The sequence below is a fragment of the Trinickia sp. NRRL B-1857 genome, from assembly GCF_050470685.1.
GTDB lineage: Bacteria > Pseudomonadota > Gammaproteobacteria > Burkholderiales > Burkholderiaceae > Trinickia.
Genome location: NZ_JBFLUK010000001.1, coordinates 350456 through 366685, shown reverse-complemented (window position 1 = coordinate 366685; position 16230 = coordinate 350456). Strand labels below are relative to the sequence as shown.

Annotated in this window: 13 protein-coding genes and 1 pseudogene; 7 read left to right on the top strand and 7 right to left on the bottom strand. The window is 63.3% G+C overall.

Features of this window, described 5'->3' with window-relative positions; genetic code table 11:
• Window positions 1–33: 33 nt before the first annotated feature.
• The 6 genes and pseudogenes from AB1286_RS01680 to AB1286_RS01655 all read right to left on the bottom strand — a co-directional run.
• Complete coding sequence (locus AB1286_RS01680; RefSeq protein ID WP_430361630.1) at window positions 34–1428, bottom strand: efflux transporter outer membrane subunit; 1395 nt, start codon at window positions 1426–1428, stop codon at window positions 34–36.
• Window positions 1429–1440: 12 nt separating this feature from the next.
• Window positions 1441–3420 (bottom strand): MacB family efflux pump subunit, encoded by a 1980-nt coding sequence (locus AB1286_RS01675; RefSeq protein WP_430361629.1) that lies wholly within the window; start codon window positions 3418–3420, stop codon window positions 1441–1443.
• 3 nt (window positions 3421–3423) lie between these two features.
• Window positions 3424–4617 (bottom strand): efflux RND transporter periplasmic adaptor subunit, encoded by a 1194-nt coding sequence (locus AB1286_RS01670; RefSeq protein ID WP_430361628.1) that lies wholly within the window; start codon window positions 4615–4617, stop codon window positions 3424–3426.
• 231 nt (window positions 4618–4848) lie between these two features.
• Window positions 4849–5451 carry a hypothetical protein gene (locus AB1286_RS01665; RefSeq protein WP_430361627.1) on the bottom strand — a complete coding sequence of 201 codons (603 nt, stop codon included), beginning with the start codon at window positions 5449–5451 and terminating at the stop codon, window positions 4849–4851.
• A gap of 131 nt (window positions 5452–5582) precedes the next feature.
• Complete coding sequence (gene pncA, locus AB1286_RS01660; RefSeq protein WP_430361626.1) at window positions 5583–6215, bottom strand: bifunctional nicotinamidase/pyrazinamidase; 633 nt, start codon at window positions 6213–6215, stop codon at window positions 5583–5585.
• Between the two features lie 40 nt (window positions 6216–6255).
• Window positions 6256–7551 (bottom strand): annotated as a pseudogene (locus AB1286_RS01655) (3-hydroxyacyl-CoA dehydrogenase NAD-binding domain-containing protein); the annotation flags it as partial.
• Window positions 7552–7824: 273 nt separating this feature from the next.
• On the opposite strand from AB1286_RS01655, the gene AB1286_RS01650 reads away from it, so the two are divergent.
• Window positions 7825–8184: a hypothetical protein gene (locus AB1286_RS01650; RefSeq protein WP_430361625.1), complete on the top strand. Its 360-nt coding sequence runs from the start codon at window positions 7825–7827 to the stop codon at window positions 8182–8184.
• On the opposite strand, the gene AB1286_RS01645 is transcribed toward AB1286_RS01650, so the two are convergent.
• A complete protein-coding gene (locus AB1286_RS01645) occupies window positions 8148–9809 on the bottom strand; it encodes a 3-(methylthio)propionyl-CoA ligase (protein WP_430361624.1) in 1662 nt (553 codons plus the stop codon). The genes AB1286_RS01650 and AB1286_RS01645 overlap by 37 nt on opposite strands.
• Window positions 9810–9944: 135 nt before the next feature.
• Here AB1286_RS01645 and AB1286_RS01640 point away from each other — a divergent pair, with 135 nt between their 5' ends.
• The 6 genes from AB1286_RS01640 (at window position 9945) to AB1286_RS01615 (ending at window position 16201) form a co-directional block, all read left to right on the top strand.
• Window positions 9945–11501 (top strand): protein adenylyltransferase SelO, encoded by a 1557-nt coding sequence (locus AB1286_RS01640; RefSeq protein WP_430361623.1) that lies wholly within the window; start codon window positions 9945–9947, stop codon window positions 11499–11501.
• Window positions 11502–11702: 201 nt separating this feature from the next.
• Window positions 11703–12146 carry a peptide-methionine (R)-S-oxide reductase MsrB gene (gene msrB / locus AB1286_RS01635; RefSeq protein ID WP_430361622.1) on the top strand — a complete coding sequence of 148 codons (444 nt, stop codon included), beginning with the start codon at window positions 11703–11705 and terminating at the stop codon, window positions 12144–12146.
• A gap of 106 nt (window positions 12147–12252) precedes the next feature.
• The gene (locus AB1286_RS01630; RefSeq protein ID WP_430361621.1) at window positions 12253–12789 is read left to right on the top strand and encodes a septation protein A; all 537 of its coding nucleotides are present in this window, start codon (window positions 12253–12255) and stop codon (window positions 12787–12789) included.
• Window positions 12786–13103 carry a BolA family protein gene (locus AB1286_RS01625; RefSeq protein ID WP_430361620.1) on the top strand — a complete coding sequence of 106 codons (318 nt, stop codon included), beginning with the start codon at window positions 12786–12788 and terminating at the stop codon, window positions 13101–13103. The genes AB1286_RS01630 and AB1286_RS01625 overlap by 4 nt, the downstream gene beginning before the upstream one ends.
• Window positions 13104–13204: 101 nt before the next feature.
• Entirely contained in the window at window positions 13205–13984 is a 780-nt protein-coding gene (locus tag AB1286_RS01620) for a peptidylprolyl isomerase (protein ID WP_430361619.1), read from the top strand.
• A gap of 909 nt (window positions 13985–14893) precedes the next feature.
• Window positions 14894–16201 carry an IucA/IucC family protein gene (locus AB1286_RS01615; RefSeq protein WP_430361618.1) on the top strand — a complete coding sequence of 436 codons (1308 nt, stop codon included), beginning with the start codon at window positions 14894–14896 and terminating at the stop codon, window positions 16199–16201.
• Window positions 16202–16230: the final 29 nt, after the last annotated feature.

Genomic DNA, 16230 nt, shown 5'->3' with positions numbered 1-16230 from the left:
ACTAGCCAGTTCTCCGAACGGCTATGCCCTCTATCAGCCCCCTCCGAGCGCGAGAAACAAATCGATTCGATTTTCCAGGCGGGCCAGTCGATTCGCCGTCCGGTCCAGCTCGGCCGAACGCTGAACACGCTGCGCCTCGAGCCATGGCGCCGCATCGGTCGTGCCTAAGTCGAAGCGTGTCCGGGCCACGGAGACGGCAAGCTTTGCCTCCTCGAACGCATGCGTGCGTTGTTCCGCTTGACGCTCGAGTTGGGTCTTAGCCGACAGTGCGTCCTCCACTTCCGCTAGCGCACCGTAGAGCCCTTTACGAAATGCGATCGAGGCCTCGGCAAACTCGTTTTCCGACAATGCGGCCTTCCGACGCACGGTATTCCATTGTATGAACGGCAACGCCAGCGCTGCGCCGAGCGAGGCAACCGGATTTTGCAAGGTGCGCAGCAGCATGTCGCTGCTCGTACCCATCTCGCTGGTCAGCGTGATCTCCGGATAAATGGACGCTCGCGCGAAATCGACGTTGGCCAGTTGCGCCCGCAAACGCGCTTCGGCGGCTCGCATGTCGGGCCGCCTGGCCAGTACGACGGCCGGCAAGCTGGCCGCGACGCCGGGTATCGCCGCATCGCGCAAGCTCGCCGGCTCCGCGCCACGCTCGTTCGGCGGCCGGTTCAGAAGTAGCGCCAACGCGTTTCGTTTCGCCTCTCGCGCCATCGTGGTTTGCGCAAAATCCGCTCGCCGCGCGGCAAGCTGCCCCCGTGCTTGCGCCGCGTCGAGCGGCGATGCGGCGCCCGCGGCGACACGCGCCTCGACGATCTCGACCGTCCGCTGCGCATCGACAATGGAAGCCTGATCGAGCGCAATCGATTCGTTCAGATAGCCGATGCCCCAATATAGCTTCGCAGTCGTGCCGATCAATAGTAAGGCGGCGACATCGCGATCCGCTTCGCTCGCCTGCGCGCGCCAGCTCGCTTCGTCGCGCCGCGCGGCCAGTTTCCCCCACAAGTCGAGCTCGAAAGAGAGCGCCGCGTTGACGCCGGTCGACACGCGAGCACGATCGGCACCGAACGCCCTCGTCGCGCCGACGCCGGCCGCCAGCGCGCCTTGCGGCCCGGTCTCAGCGCGGACGAGTCCCGCCTCGAGTTGCGCTCGGCGAACGCGAATCGCAGCGATCGCGAGATCCGCATTGTTGGCCAGTGCCGTCTCGACGAGTTCGTCTAAAACGGTATCGCCGAAACGCGCCCACCAACGTTCGGGCGACGCTGCGTCGTGTGCCGGCTGGGTTTCGGCCGACGCGGCGGACCAGCTCGCCGGCAGTGCCGGCCAAGCCAGTTCCGGGCGGTGCTCCGAGGATGCGCAGCCCGAGAGCCATAGCATGGTCAGCGCGGTCGTTGTGGCCACCGCGGTTAAGCCCGACAAACGTTTGAATGATTGCAAGGAACCTCCGATTCAATCGCGTGCCAGCGCTTGCACGGGATCGAGCCGCGCAGCGTTTCGAGCAGGGATAAAACCGAATGCGACGCCGATCGCCGTGGCGCATGCGACGGCGGAAATGAGCGATCCCGTCGAGAAGACCATGCTCCATTGCGTGACGAATGCCGAAAACACAGCGCCGGCGCCGAATGACAACGCGATACCGATCGCTCCGCCCATCAGGCAGACAAGCACGGCTTCCACGAGAAATTGCAGCATCACATCGCCGGGCCGCGCGCCAACCGCCATCCGGATACCGATCTCACGCGTGCGCTCGGTTACCGACACGAGCATGATGTTCATCACCCCGATTCCTCCGACCACGAGCGACACGACCGCGATCAGCGAAAGCAACAGCGTGAGCGTCCGCCCGGTCGAGCGAACCGTTTTGACGACGCTGTCCATGTTGTACGTGAAGAAGTCCTTGCGACCGTGGCGGCGAGTCAGCAACTCGGCGATGCCGCGTTCCGCCGCTTCGCTCGGCTGGCCCGCCTTGATCCGCACGGTAACAGCGTCGAGCCTGCGCCCGCCCACGAGCCGTGCACCGACCGTGGTGTAAGGCGCCCAAATCGTTAGCTCGCTCGCGCCGCCGCCCCAGGCCGAACCTTTGTCGGCCGCCACGCCGATGACGACGCACGGCACGTTGCCGACGAGTATCGTTTTCCCGACGGCCTCGGCCTGCGCACCGAACAGTTTGCGGCGCGCGTTCGCATCGATTACGGCGACCTGGGTATTGCGCCGCACCGCCTCCGCATCGAACGAGGCGCCTTCGGCCAGCGTCAAACCGCGCACGTGAAAGAAATGCTCGCCCACACCGCTGACCGTCGCCTGGACGTCGACGTTGCCGTGCCGCACCGTCGCGGATCGGCTAACACCCGGCGTGACGCTATCGACGTAAGGCTCGTTGCCGAGTGCGTGCGCATCGGCGGCGACGAGCGTTTTGATTTGACCGGCCTCGCTGTCGCCCCAATCGCGTCCCGGGTAGATTTCAATCGTATTGGTCCCCATCGCGGCGATTTCGTCGAGCATGTAGCGTTTCGCGCCTTCGCCGACGGCGACGATCGACACGACCGCCATGATGCCGATGACGATGCCGAGCATCGTCAGCATGGTGCGCAGCCGATGCGCCAAGAGCGCCGCCCAAGCAATGGCGAGGGCCTGAACGATACGAGCCGATATGGCCCGAAGACCGCAGATCGGGGCGGCATCCGCCTTGAAGGTCGGCAAGGCGCCTACCCGTTTCGGCGCCGCCCGAGCCGGCATTACATTATCGCGTCGCCGATCGCTGACGATCGCGCCGTCACGCATTTCGACGATCCGGTGCGCGTACGCGGCCACGTGTTCGTCGTGCGTGACGAGTACTACCGTGCGGCCTGCCGCATGTAGCTCGCACAGAATACGCATCACTTCGGCGCCGCTGCGGCTGTCGAGTGCACCTGTCGGTTCGTCGGCCAGAATGACATCGGGATCGTTCATCAATGCACGCGCGATGCTGATCCGCTGCTGCTGACCGCCTGAAAGCTGGTTCGGATAGTGCCCCGCGCGTTCGCTCAAACCCAGTTGCTCGAGCAATGCCTGGGATCGCGAAACCCGCGCCGCTCGCGCGACGCCGGCGTAGACGGACGGAACCTGAACGTTGTCGGCCGCCGTTAGATGCGGCATCAAGTTGTACCGCTGAAAGACGAAACCGAAGCGCTCTCGCCGCAACCGCGCAAGCGCGTCCGGCTCCAGCTCGCGGACGTCGACCCCACCGACGCAGTATCGGCCCACGCTCGGACGATCGAGGCACCCAAGCAAGTTCATGAGCGTCGACTTGCCCGAGCCCGACGCCCCCATGATCGCCACGAATTCCCCGGCGTCGATCGTGAGATCGATGCCGCGTAAGACGTCGATCTCCTTGTCGCCCAAGCGATAGCGACGAGCCGCGCCGTCGAGTGTCAGAAGCGGTTCGGTCATCGCTCAACCCGCTTCGCCGGCATGGCTCGCCGCGTCGTCGGGCGCCGCTTCGCCGACGACGACGCGCTCGCCCTCGCGCAGTCCCTCGAGCACCTGCGCTTTGACTTGATTGTTCATCCCTATGCGCACTTGGCGCGTTTGCAGCCGGCCGTCATCGGCTAGCACGCGAATGGCGATCGCGCCGTCGGCGGCCTTCGCGCCCAACGCGGACACCGGCACGGCAAGCGCGCCCTTCGCCGTCCCCTGCACGATCGAGACTTGAGCCGTCATCGAAATGCGCAATCGATGCGCGGGATTGGGGACTTCGAACAGCGCGTTGTAAAAGACCGCCGCGCCGCCGCGCGACGGACCGCCTGTCGATGCGCTTCCCTGGCCCGGCGGCTCGGCGAAATCCTGCGGCGCCGGTTCGATTGCCCGGACCTTGCCTTCGTAACGCGTGTCGGGATCGCCAAGCACCGTGAAGTGGACGCGATCGTTCGGGGCGACGCGCAGCACATCGGCTTCCGATACCTGCGCCTTGACCGTCATCGTGTCGAGATCCGCGAGCTTCATAATGACCGGGGCTTGCTGCTCCGCGATGACCGTTTGCCCCTGGCGCGTCACGATAGCCACGACCTCACCCGACATCGGCGCGACGATTCGCGTATAGCTCGCGTTGGCCCTCGCCTTATCCACTTCGATGCGCGCGGCTTTGCACCGCGCATCGAGTTCTTCCCGATTGGCCCGTTCGACGTCCCACTGTGCGTCGGCGCGTTCGAGCGCTTCCCGGGAGGTGGCCTCGCGTGCCCAAAGCGCTCGCTCGCGCGCGGCAGCGAGCGCGGCTTGGCGCAGGCGCGCCTCGGTCGCCGCGCGCTGCGCAAGCAGCGAACGCTCTTCGGCTTGCGCTTGTTTGAGCGCATGTTCGAGCAATGTGGGATCGATCTCGGCGAGCCATTGCCCTTCTCGCACCTGGTCGCCAAGCCCCACCTTCAGCGACTTCAGTTGCCCCGACACTTGCGCGCCGACATCGACTTGGCGATGTGCGGAAAGCGTACCGACCGCCAGGACGGCGTCCTCGAGATCGGCCCGCTCGACGCGTGCGGTGAGATAAGACGGCGCGTCTTTGGCCGTGAGGTGCCGGTAGCCGGCAACGGTAAGGACGAGCACGGCGAGCGCGCTCGCACCGGCTACAAGCCGGCGATCTCGGAGTTTGGGCATGCGTTGATCATGGCGCCGCGGTATGCGGCGAACATCGCACCGGCAGCCTTTGCAGCGCCGGCTGGCGGTAGTGACATGCCGCGGCGCCATGCATCACGCTATGGCGCCGCGGATCGAGCGGGAAACTGTAATCGTCTCGAAAATCTCGAGAGACGCCAGTGTTGTTACCGAATGTTAATGAGAGAAGCGCGCGTGATCGAGCTCACGCGTAGACACTGAAACGGGACCGACTTACCGGGCCGCGATATGATCTTCGGCGAATTTGAAGAAGAACCATGTGCGCTGCGGCTGCCCGTTCGCGTCTTTGCCATAGACTGCGAGTGCGCCGTCCTCATCGGCGTGCTGCACGTTCAGATGCGTGTCGTGAATGCCTTTGCCGCGCGGACCGCCATCGTCGAAGACGAACCCGTAGACGGCGACGAAGGTCGACTGCGCGAGCGCGGCTTCGAGTTGCTGGCGAATGCGCAGGGAATCGGCAGGCTCGAACATGGCGTCGGCAAGGCCGATTGCCGCATAGCTCAGCGAAGCGGCGAACACGCCGTATTGCGGCGAGCCGAAGGGCTCGTCGGGCGTGACGCCGGTGGGATCCAAATTCTCCGCGCCGACATACATTTCGGTCGCTTCGCCGTCGCTCGATTGGATATTCACGTCTACTTGGTAGCGAACGCCGTTGCCCGTATCGACATAGAACTGCCAGTGCTCGCCGTCGCGGCCGGTAATCTCGTGTTCGGTCGAAAGCGCGGCCGTCCCGACCACGGCGGCGTAACGCTCGGGGGTTCTCGCAGGAGTAAGATCGCGCGGCTCGAGGTAGCGGTGCTCGGTGTAGTAGTTCATGGCATGCATCCTTTCGTGGGGGCGATGAGCGAAGGGTCGCGGCGCACACTCGCGCTGCGACGATCGTACGCTTGGACCGTCAAGCGCCCGCCAAGCTCCCACGATTTGCCGCCGCCGTACTCCGCCCTACTCTATAGCTGGGCCAAGACCTGCTCCGAACGCATTCGCACTACGCCGGCGGCGTCCAGTTGCCGCCAGGCGCGCGCGAGCGATCCGTCCATATCGATCGCCCTACAAGCGTCTTCGATCACGATCACGTCGAACCCGGCCGCTCGTGCGTCTAGCGCGGACCATGCCACGCAATAATCGGTCGCGAGCCCGCAGCACCAGACACGCTTTACGCCATGCTCGTGCAGGTAGCCTGCGAGCCCTGTCGGCGTCGTTCGGTCGGCTTCGACAAACGCGGAGTAACTATCGACGTCGCGCCGGTATCCCTTACGGATCACGAGTCTGGCGTGCGGTATGTGCAGTCCGTCGTGCAACGCGGCCCCCGGCGTGTCCTGTACGCAATGAACGGGCCACAGCACTTGCTCGCCATAGCTCAAACTCACCGTCTCGAACGGCTGCCGTCCTTCATGATTGGCGGCGAACGAGCGATGATCGCGCGGGTGCCAATCCTGCGTCAGCACGACATGTTCGAACGCGGCGGCCAGGCGGTTCGCGATCGGAACGATCTCGTCTCCATGCGGCACCGCGAGCGCACCGCCCGGCATGAAATCGTTTTGCACATCGACTACGAGCAGTGCGTCGTCAGGTCCTTTCATGGGTGCTCACCCCTCCTTCGTTACGCGCTGCCCGGGCAGGCTAGGAGCCAAAGCGCCGCCCCAAGCGAGCCAAGTCGACGAGCAGCGGCGCGATCTCCCAACCGTCCCCGTTCACCTGCGACGCATATCGGCGAATCGCCTGCGCCACGTGCTCGAGCCCGACATGGTCGGCGTAGTACATCGGCCCACCGCGCGAAGCGGGAAAACCATAACCGTTCAAATAAACGACGTCGATATCGGATGACTTCGACGCGATCCCTTCCGCCAATATCTTCGCGCCTTCGTTCACGAGGGCATAGACCAAGCGTTCGACGATCTCCTCATCGGCGATGGCTCGCCGCGCGCAGCCGATGCTGGCCGAGTGTTCGACGATCATCTCGGTGACGACGCTCGAGACGCGCGGCTCGCGTTGACCGGTTTCGTAGTCGTACCAGCCGGCGCCCGTCTTTTGCCCGAAACGGCCGGCCTCGCATAAGCGATCGGCCACGCGCGGGTAATGCATCGACGGCAGTTCGCGGTAGCGGCGCTTGCGGATGGCCCAACTGATGTCGTTGCCGGCCAAGTCGCTCATCCTGAATGGCCCCATCGCAAACCCGAAGCGCTCGATCGCCCCGTCGATTTGTTCGGGCAGCGCGCCCTCTTCGAGCATGAACAACGCTTGCCGAAAGTATTGCTCGATCATCCGATTGCCGATGAAGCCGTCGCATACGCCCGAGACGACCGCCGTTTTGCCGATCGTCCCGGCCACGTGCATGACCGTGGCGAGAACGTCCTTCGATGTCGCCTCACCGCGCACGACCTCGAGCAGCTTCATGACATTGGCGGGGCTGAAAAAGTGCATGCCGACGACGTCTGCCGGCCGCTTCGTGAAGCCGGCAATGCGGTTGACGTCGAGCGTCGACGTGTTCGACGCGAGGATCGCGCCCGTTTTGGCATGCGCATCGATCGCGTGAAACACCGCTTCCTTGACACCCATTTCCTCGAATACGGCCTCGATGACGAGATCGGCATCGGCGATCGCCTCATACGCGAGCGTAGGCGCAAGCAGCGCCATGCGCCCGTCGCGCTCGGCCTCGGTCAATTTGCCCCGTTTGACGGAGACGTCGTAGTTGCGCCGGATCGTTCCGAGGCCGCGCTCGAGCGCTTGCGCGTTCGTCTCGACGAGGGTGACGGGGATGCCCGCATTGATGAAGTTCATGGCGATGCCCCCACCCATCGTGCCGGCGCCGATCACGGCGACGCGCGCGACGGTTCGCAAGGGGGTGTCGGCCGGGACGTCCGCGATCTCGCGCGCCGCGTGTGCGGCCATTCGAGCATGCTCCAACGCACGGCTTTCCAGAATCTGCTGATCTGCCATCGATGTGCCTCCCTGTCGAGCGGCGCCCCGAGCGGGCCGCCTATCCTATGGATGCCAGCTAGAATACACACAATCGAACGACCGTGCATTTTATGGATCGTAACGAGACGGGCCGGCATCGCGACGGCTCTGATCCGGGGGCGTCCAATTGATGAGACTGCTCTGCGCGCAGGCGCGGCGGCGTCCTAGTGCCCGCCGCATTGCGGCATTAGGTTAAATAGTCGGATCATCGTTCACCGTAGGAGCCTCGGCATGCCCGATTCGAAGCCAATCAAAGCCTATATCCGCGATGCGTCCGGCGAGTTGACCCCGCTCGCAGCCGAGACGGTTTATTTCGAATTTCCCTCCGGCGATTCGATGGAGATCGCTTGGGACGAGCCGCATCCCGACGATCCCCGTCCGCCGTGCTTGCAATTGTGGGGCGGAATTCGCGCGGCTCAATGCATCCGCGAGGACGACGCCGAGATGCGAGCCCAAGTCAGGTGGATCACGATCCTACCGTCGGCAGCGAACCTCGTGCTCGTCCATCCCTATCCGATCCGCAAGCGCGATGAACTCGCGGCGGACAGTGCGCGTCAAGCCGATGCCGCGCCCGACGTCGGCAGCACGTGATCGCGGAACATCTCCCGCAGCTTCAACTTGAGCAGCTTGCCGGTTGCCGTATGCGGCAGTTCGGCAACGAATACGACGTCGTCAGGAACCCACCATTTGGCCACTTTGCCCTCGTAGAAGGCGAGCAGCGCCTCGCGCGTCACGGTGGCGCCGGGGCGTTTGACGACCACGAGTACCGGCCGTTCGTCCCACTTCGGATGACGGCAAGCGATGCATGCGGCTTCCGCCACGTCCGGATGCGCGACGGCGACGTTCTCGAGTTCGCTCGAACTGATCCATTCGCCGCCCGATTTGATGACGTCTTTGCTGCGATCGGTGATCTGAAGGAAGCCATCCGGATCGATCGTCGCGACATCGCCGGTCGGAAACCAGCCGTCCACGAGCGGAGAAGGCTCGTTCGGCGCGTCGCCGCTCGAGAAGTAATGGTCGATGACCCACGGGCCGCGCACGTGGAGATCTCCGAATGCCACGCCGTCGCGGGGCAACTCGTGTCCGTCGGGGCCGACGATCTTCATGTCGACCCCGCAAATCACCGTGCCCTGCTTTTGCAATAGGCGCCGCTGCTCCGCCAGCGGGCGCTGCGATTGTTCCCAATTCAATCGCCCGAGCGTCCCGAGCGGCGACATTTCTGTCATCCCCCACGCGTGGATGACACGCACGCCGTACTCGTCCTCGAACGTCTCGAGCATCGACGGCGGGCAGCACGAGCCGCCGATGACGGTGCGCGCAAGCGACGAAAAGCGCCCACCGATCGACTTCACATGCGCGAGCAAACTCATCCAAACCGTCGGCACGCCCGCGGAAAACGTCACGCGCTCGGCCTCCATCAGTTCGAACAGCGACTTGCCGTCGAGATCTTTGCCGGGCAGCACGAGCTTGGCACCCGTGAGCGGCGCCGCGTGCGGGATACCCCATGCGTTCACATGAAACATCGGCACGACGGGTAGTACCGAGTCGCGCGCCGACAAGGCCATGGCATCGGGCAACGCGGCGCCCATGGCATGGAGATAGACCGATCGATGCGAATAAAGCGCGCCCTTCGGATGCCCCGTGGTACCCGACGTGTAGCAAAGGTACGACGCAAGCCGTTCGTCGAGCACGGGCCATTCGAAGTCGCCGTCTTCGGCATTCACGAGCGACTCATACCCGAGCAGCGGCGCGTCGAGCGCCGGCACGTGGGCGTCGTCGGCCAAAGCGATCCAGGCTTTGACCTTCGGGCAATGCGGCGCGAGCGCGGCGACGAGCGGCGCGAACGTCGTATCGAAGAGCACGTAGCGGTCGTCGGCGTGATTGACGATATAGGCGATCTGCTCGGGAAAAAGCCTCGGATTGATCGTGTGGCAAACCGCGCCGAATCCGGTCGTGCCGTAGTAGGCCTCGAGGTGTCGGTAGCCGTTCCAGGCAAGCGTGCCGATTCGGTCGCCTTGCGCCACGCCCAGGCGGATCAACGCTTGCGCGAGTTGCTTCGCACGACGCTCGCAGTCCCGGTAGGTATAGCGGTGAATATCGCCTTCGATGCGCCGCGACACGATCTCGGTCTCGGCGGCGTAGCGCGCCGCATGCGTCAGCAACGTCGATACGTTCAACGGTACATCCATCATCTGGCCCAGCAACGGCATTGGCATGTAGCGGTCTCCTTGCGCGGTCGTACGGTTAGGGCCCGTCAAGCTTGATTTGTCGTGCGTTCGCGCCGTCTGAGCCGTGCTCAGCACGCCGCGAAGCGGCGACTTACAATATCGGGTAACCCAGAGGCCCTCAATATGTCGTTTTCCCCAGGCGTTGCCGAGCCGTCGGCAAGCATTTCGTCGTTGACCGACGCGTTATCGACTCGACGCCCCGGCGCATTCGCCGCGCTGGGCAGCGCATTCCATACTCGGCTGCCGGCTGCACCGTTGCCGGACCCTTATCTCGTGGGCGTCAGCCGCGAGGTCGCTTGCATGTTGGGGCTCGATCCCGCGATCGCGTCGGAGCCGCGTTTCGCCGACCTATTCGCCGGCAACGCCTCGCGCGAATGGCCGAGCGAAGCGTTGCCGTACGCGTCCGTCTACTCGGGCCATCAGTTCGGCGTCTGGGCAGGCCAGCTCGGCGATGGCCGCGCGCTCTCGCTCGGCGAACTCGAGCACGAGGGCAAACGCTTCGAGCTTCAACTGAAAGGCAGCGGACGCACGCCCTACTCGCGCATGGGCGACGGCCGCGCCGTGTTGCGCTCGTCCATCCGCGAATTCCTCTGCTCCGAGGCGATGCATCATCTCGGCATTCCGACGACGCGCGCCTTATCGATCGTCGGCTCCGACCTGCCGGTGCGCCGCGAGGAAATCGAGACGGCTGCCGTCGTGACGCGCGTCGCTCAAAGCTTTGTGCGTTTCGGTCACTTCGAGCACTTTTACGCCGCCGATCGACCCGATGAGCTGCGCGCGTTGGCCGAGCATGTCATCGACCGCTTCTATCCCGACTGTCGCGAAGCCGACGATCCGTTTCTCGCGCTGCTTGCCGCCGTGGTCGAGCGCACGGCCCTGCTCGTGGCGCAATGGCAGGCCGTCGGCTTTTGCCACGGCGTGATGAACACCGACAACATGTCGATCCTCGGGCTCACGATCGATTACGGTCCGTACGGTTTCGTCGACGGATTCGATGCGGGCTACATCTGCAACCATTCCGATACGCAAGGCCGCTACGCCTATCGGATGCAGCCGCAGATCGCCTACTGGAACTGCTTTTGCCTCGCGCAAGCGCTGCTGCCGCTCGTCGGCGAACGCTATGACGAAGCGGCGCGTGCGGAGCGATCCGTGGCCGATGCGCAAGCCGTTCTTGAGCGCTTCAAAGAGCACTTCGCGCCCGAGCTCGAGCGTCGCTTTCAAGCCAAGCTCGGTCTGACCGGTCAGCGCGACGGCGATCCGGCTTTCGCGGACCGGTTGCTCGCGCTCATGCATGCGAGCCGCGCCGACTTCACGTTGACGTTCCGGCGGCTCGCGCAGATATCGAAGCACGACGCGAGCGGGGACGCTCCGGTGCGCGATTTCTTCCTCGATTTGCCCGCGATCGACGGCTGGCTGGCGGATTATCGCGCTCGGCTCGCGCTGGAGCAGGCCGACGACGCAACACGGCGCGAGGCGATGAACCGCGTCAATCCGAAGTTCGTGCTGCGCAATCACCTCGCGGAAACGGCCATACGGCGAGCGAAGGAAAAGGATTTTTCCGAACTGAAACGGCTCGCCGCAGTGCTGCGCCGCCCGTTCGACGAACAGCCCGAGAACGAGGCCTATGCCGCGTTGCCGCCCGACTGGGCCGGCTCGCTCGAAGTGAGCTGCTCGTCGTGAACCTGGCCGGCGCGACGCTGTCTTGTCCTTATCGTGCGGCGTCGCGGCGTGCATCCGAACGCCCCTTGCCGACGTATTAACCGATAGGCCGCGCCGCCCGGCGCCATCGATCGCGACACTCGATCATCGCGCCGCGCGGCCGACGCCCCTTACCCGGCGCGCCACAAGCTGCGCCGTCATCGTCCAACGGAGACACATCTCATGAACGAACGCCCAACTGCTTTGACCGACTCCTCCGACGCCTCGCGCGATACCTACGAGGTCAAGAAAAGCGATAACGCTTGGCGCGAGCAGTTGTCCGATATCGAATACGAAGTGACGCGCCACGCCGCGACCGAACGGCCGTTTTCGGGCCGCTATTGGGACCATTGGGAAGGCGGTATCTACGAGTGCGTCTGTTGCGGCTCGCCGCTGTTCGAATCGTCGACGAAGTTCGATGCCGGCTGCGGCTGGCCCAGCTATTTCAAGCCGATCAACGGCGAGGTCATCGAGGAGAAAACCGATCGCTCGCACGGCATGCTGCGCATCGAGGTGCGTTGCAACCAATGCGGCGCCCATCTCGGCCACGTATTCGAGGACGGCCCGGCGCCGACGGGGCTGCGCTACTGCATCAATTCGGCTGCGCTACAATTCGAGCCCAAGTAGCGCAACCCGCGCAAGTTGCCTTTGCCGCGCCGTACCGGCGCGGCGACGAGCGCGCTAGGCGCCGGGCGCGCCCCGTCCATCGACGCTTTCGGACTCTTCGGCCTTCATGAAATTTCTTTTCGACCTATTCCCGATCATTCTGTTTTTCGTAGCATTCAAGCTCTGGGGCATCTTCACGGCCACCGCCGTCGCTATCGCGGCGACGCTCGTGCAGGTCGCGTGGGTGGCCTTTCGCCATCGGAAGGTCGATCCAATGCTGTGGGTCAGCTTGGGCGTCATCGTCGTATTCGGCGGCGCCACGCTTGTGCTGCACAACCAGAAATTCATCCAATGGAAACCAACGGCGCTGTATTGGCTGTTCGCCGTCGGCCTGACCGTCGCGCGTTATGGCTTCCGTAAAAACGTCATCGAATCGATGATGGGCAAGCAGCTCACTTTGCCGCACGCCGTCTGGGACAAGCTGAACATCGCGTGGGCGCTGTTTTTCGTCGCGCTCGGCGTGGCTAATTTGTACGTCGTCGGCAACTTTACCGAGGCACAGTGGGTCAACTTCAAACTGTTCGGTACGACGGGGGCGATGGTCGTATTCATCGTCATCCAAAGCCTTTGGCTCGCGAAGTACATGAAGGAGGAGGAACAATGAGCACGCCCTCCGAATTCATCGATGCATCGCCGAACGCGCGCATCGCGTTTATCGAAGCCCGGCTCCAAGCGGCACTCGCCCCGGAGTCGGTTGCCGTGCGCGACGATAGCGCACAACACGCGGGCCACGCCGGCGCGGCCGCGGGCGGGCATTACACGGTGACGATCGTGGCCGCGGCATTCGCGGGCAAGCCCCGCGTGGCGCGGCATCGGCTAGTGTATGATGCGCTGGCCGACGTTATGCAACGCGGGATTCATGCGCTCGCGATCATGGCCTACACGCCCGAGGAATTTGCGCAGCTACCCGGCGCGTGAAACTCGTATCGTCGCAGGGTTGAACCTCTAGCGCCCCCCTCTTTTGGCGGAGGCGCGCTGACTGAACCGATTCATTTCGACAGGAACGCTAGGAACTTCCGATGACCCACAAAAAGACCCGTCTCTGGGTGATGCTGGCTGCATTCGCTGCCGCCCCGGCTTTCGCACAGAACATCGCCGTCGTCAACGGCACGGCCATTCCGAAATCGCGGGCCGACGCACTGGTGAGCCAACTGGTCAAGCAAGGCCAGCAAGATACGCCCCAACTGCACCAAGCCGTTCGCGACGAACTCGTCAATCGCGAAATTCTCATGCAAGAAGCCGTGCGTGAGGGCATCCCGAATCGCCCCGACGTGAAGGCGCAAGTGGCCGTGGCTCAGCAAAGCGTCGTGCTGCATGCGCTCATCGAGGATTACGCGGCGAAGAATAAGCCGAGCGATGCCGAAGTGAAAGCGCGCTACGACGATCTCGTCAAGCAAGCCGGCGGCAAGGAATATCACTTGCACCACATCCTCGTCGACAACGAGCAGCAAGCGAAAGACTTGATCGCGAAGATCAAGGGCGGCGCGAAGTTCGAAGACCTGGCCAAGCAATTCTCGAAGGATCCGGGATCGGGTAAGAACGGCGGCGACCTCGACTGGGCGAATCCGCACACCTACGTGCCCGAATTTGCCGCCGCAGCCGAGAAGCTGCAAAAAGGCCAGATGACGGACACGCCGGTGCATACGCAATTCGGCTGGCACATCATTCGTGTCGACGACATCCGCAACATCACCCCGCCGCCGCTCGATCAGGTCAAGGGGCAGATCGTCCAGCAGATCCAGCAGGAAAAGGTGCAGGCGTTCGAACAGAACCTGCGCTCGAAGGCCAAGATCCAGTAAGTTTGGTCGGCCGTTAGGCATCGAAGTCAGCGCCTGGCGCTGACTTCGCCTCGACGTTTGGCGTGATTCCAGCGTCGGTCTTAAGTACTCCAAGCACTCCACGCACTCCCCCATCCACCGGCTCGACTAATCGACTTTCCGGCGACACCATTCGCCCTCCCTCACAGCGGATCGGCCACGAAATCGCCGTAACGCACAGCAAGCACGCCACCTCACATAGAGAAAACGCGTTGAACGCGAGCGCCATTGATCGCTTGCAAAATCGAGCAGGCCAATTACATTACCGAGAATTAGATTGAAAATGCGCTTGGTGCGATGTTTTCAATTCACTTCCTGTAATCGAGGCACGCTCATATTCGAGGTGAGGACGGTTTGGGGCATTGGACCGTTCGCATAATGATCGACGTCCCGTGCGCTTCCATCGGACCATCCTCCAAAAAAGGCGAGTCGCCTGCGGACTACATCTGTATCCGCGTCCTCGATACATTGCTTCGAGAAAACGTTCGCGAATGCGTCAGCCGCGCCACATTGGTTCGCCGCGACATCTCGTCCTTTTGCGCACCGGCGGGTTTCGACGTCGATCGGTATTGGCTGCGTGTATGCCATCTCGGGCCCGCGCCGCTCTGGATTCCCGTCGTCCCTACACGGTATATGCAAGATTGGCGGGCGGCAGCCCCGGTAGTCGTGTGCGAAAGCGCTGAAGGATGGGTCGCATTGCGCGACGTCGATTCCATCTTGGCGGCGTTCGCTAGCGGACTTCCCGATGAAACGGCTCGAGCATTCACTGCCTACGCTGACGAGTGCAAACTCGCCTGCGATCATCGGAGTGCGGCGCTGGCTGAACGTGCACGATGGTACGCATCGCCGCGAGGTGCCGCCGATTCCAATTCATCGCGTTGGGACCGTCGCATGCTTTATTACGAGCGACTCGCCTCGTTCGTAGACCACCCGTTTTACCCCAGCGCCCGAGCCAAAGTTGGTTTTGCCGCAAGCGATCTCGCGCACTACGCGCCCGAATTCGGCCCCGTGTTCGAGCTCAACTGGCTCGCTGTCCCTCATGAGCTGCACCAACCCATCGGGCTCGTGCGCCCGGCGCATTGGCCACGATTCCCCGACGTCGGGCTGGCATCGTCTTTATCGACCACGCATGCGCTTATCCCCGTTCATCCATTTGTCTGGCGCCGTCATCTTGGCGCCCTATTGGAAAGAGCCGGTTTAACCGGCAAAGCGATTCGAGCACCGAGCGCCTATCTGCAAGTGAGCCCGACGCTATCGGTTCGGTCGTTGATTCTTCTGAAGGAGCCGGAATGGCACATCAAGGTGCCCCTCACCATCCGCACGCTCGGCGTGAAAAATATCCGAACGATCAAGCCCAGTTCGATCACGGATGGGCAGCGGATCCAAACGCTGCTTCAAGCCATTACCGAACGGGAGCCCGCAATTCAAGGACGGATACTGCTCACTGACGAGGGCAATGGTGCAGACGTCGACAAGCGCCCTTTCCTGGGTTTCATTCTGCGCCGCTATCCCGTGGCCGCACTCACCGATGCAACGGTTGTACCGGTTGCAGCCCTACTCGCCGAGACCAGCGCGGGCAAGTTGGTTGCCGTCGAGTTGGCCGAACGCTTCCGCTACCGCAACCTCGACGCTTGGTTTGACGACTACCTGGAACTGACCCTGCGCCTGCATCTAACGCTATGGCTGCGCTACGGTATCGCCCTGGAATCGAATCAGCAAAACTCCATGCTGGCCTACGGGGATAACGGCTTGCGGTTGCTGCTGAAAGACAACGATGCGGCGCGTATCGATCGTGGGCTGCTTGCAAGCCGTTGGCCGGCGCTCGATGTGCATTTGCACGGCTTAGAGGACCTACGGATCGAGGCCGCCGATCGGCTCGCACTGGCCCAAATGTTTACCACGATTACGCTGCAATTGAACATCGCGGCTCTGGTCGAGGGTTTCGTGCAGCGCATTGGCACGGATCGGGTGGCTGCCTATGCACGCGTGCGCGCTCGGATAGAGTCGATACTTGCCGACCTTGCCGCCGAGGGCGAAGACATCGCATTCGCGCGCGAGGTCCTGCTGGCGGACGACCGGCTATACCTCAAATACCTGCTGACCGCCGCGTCGCTTTTCGAAAGGACGGAAACCGGCGCGAGAGATATCAACAAATTTTATGGCAAACGCGCACCGAATTTCCTGAAGGGAAAATCGTGAGCCGAACTACGGGACGATCGAACCGCCGC

Coding starts and splice junctions, on each gene's coding strand:
- AB1286_RS01630 (WP_430361621.1), top strand. CDS start 12,253: ATGAAATTTCTTTTCGACCTATTCCCGATCATTCTGTTTTTCGTAGCA.
- pncA (WP_430361626.1), bottom strand. CDS start 6,215: ATGAAAGGACCTGACGACGCACTGCTCGTAGTCGATGTGCAAAACGAT.
- AB1286_RS01645 (WP_430361624.1), bottom strand. CDS start 9,809: ATGCCAATGCCGTTGCTGGGCCAGATGATGGATGTACCGTTGAACGTA.
- AB1286_RS01615 (WP_430361618.1), top strand. CDS start 14,894: ATGCTTTATTACGAGCGACTCGCCTCGTTCGTAGACCACCCGTTTTAC.
- AB1286_RS01675 (WP_430361629.1), bottom strand. CDS start 3,420: ATGACCGAACCGCTTCTGACACTCGACGGCGCGGCTCGTCGCTATCGC.
- AB1286_RS01620 (WP_430361619.1), top strand. CDS start 13,205: ATGACCCACAAAAAGACCCGTCTCTGGGTGATGCTGGCTGCATTCGCT.
- AB1286_RS01625 (WP_430361620.1), top strand. CDS start 12,786: ATGAGCACGCCCTCCGAATTCATCGATGCATCGCCGAACGCGCGCATC.
- AB1286_RS01650 (WP_430361625.1), top strand. CDS start 7,825: ATGCCCGATTCGAAGCCAATCAAAGCCTATATCCGCGATGCGTCCGGC.
- AB1286_RS01670 (WP_430361628.1), bottom strand. CDS start 4,617: ATGCCCAAACTCCGAGATCGCCGGCTTGTAGCCGGTGCGAGCGCGCTC.
- msrB (WP_430361622.1), top strand. CDS start 11,703: ATGAACGAACGCCCAACTGCTTTGACCGACTCCTCCGACGCCTCGCGC.
- AB1286_RS01665 (WP_430361627.1), bottom strand. CDS start 5,451: ATGAACTACTACACCGAGCACCGCTACCTCGAGCCGCGCGATCTTACT.
- AB1286_RS01640 (WP_430361623.1), top strand. CDS start 9,945: ATGTCGTTTTCCCCAGGCGTTGCCGAGCCGTCGGCAAGCATTTCGTCG.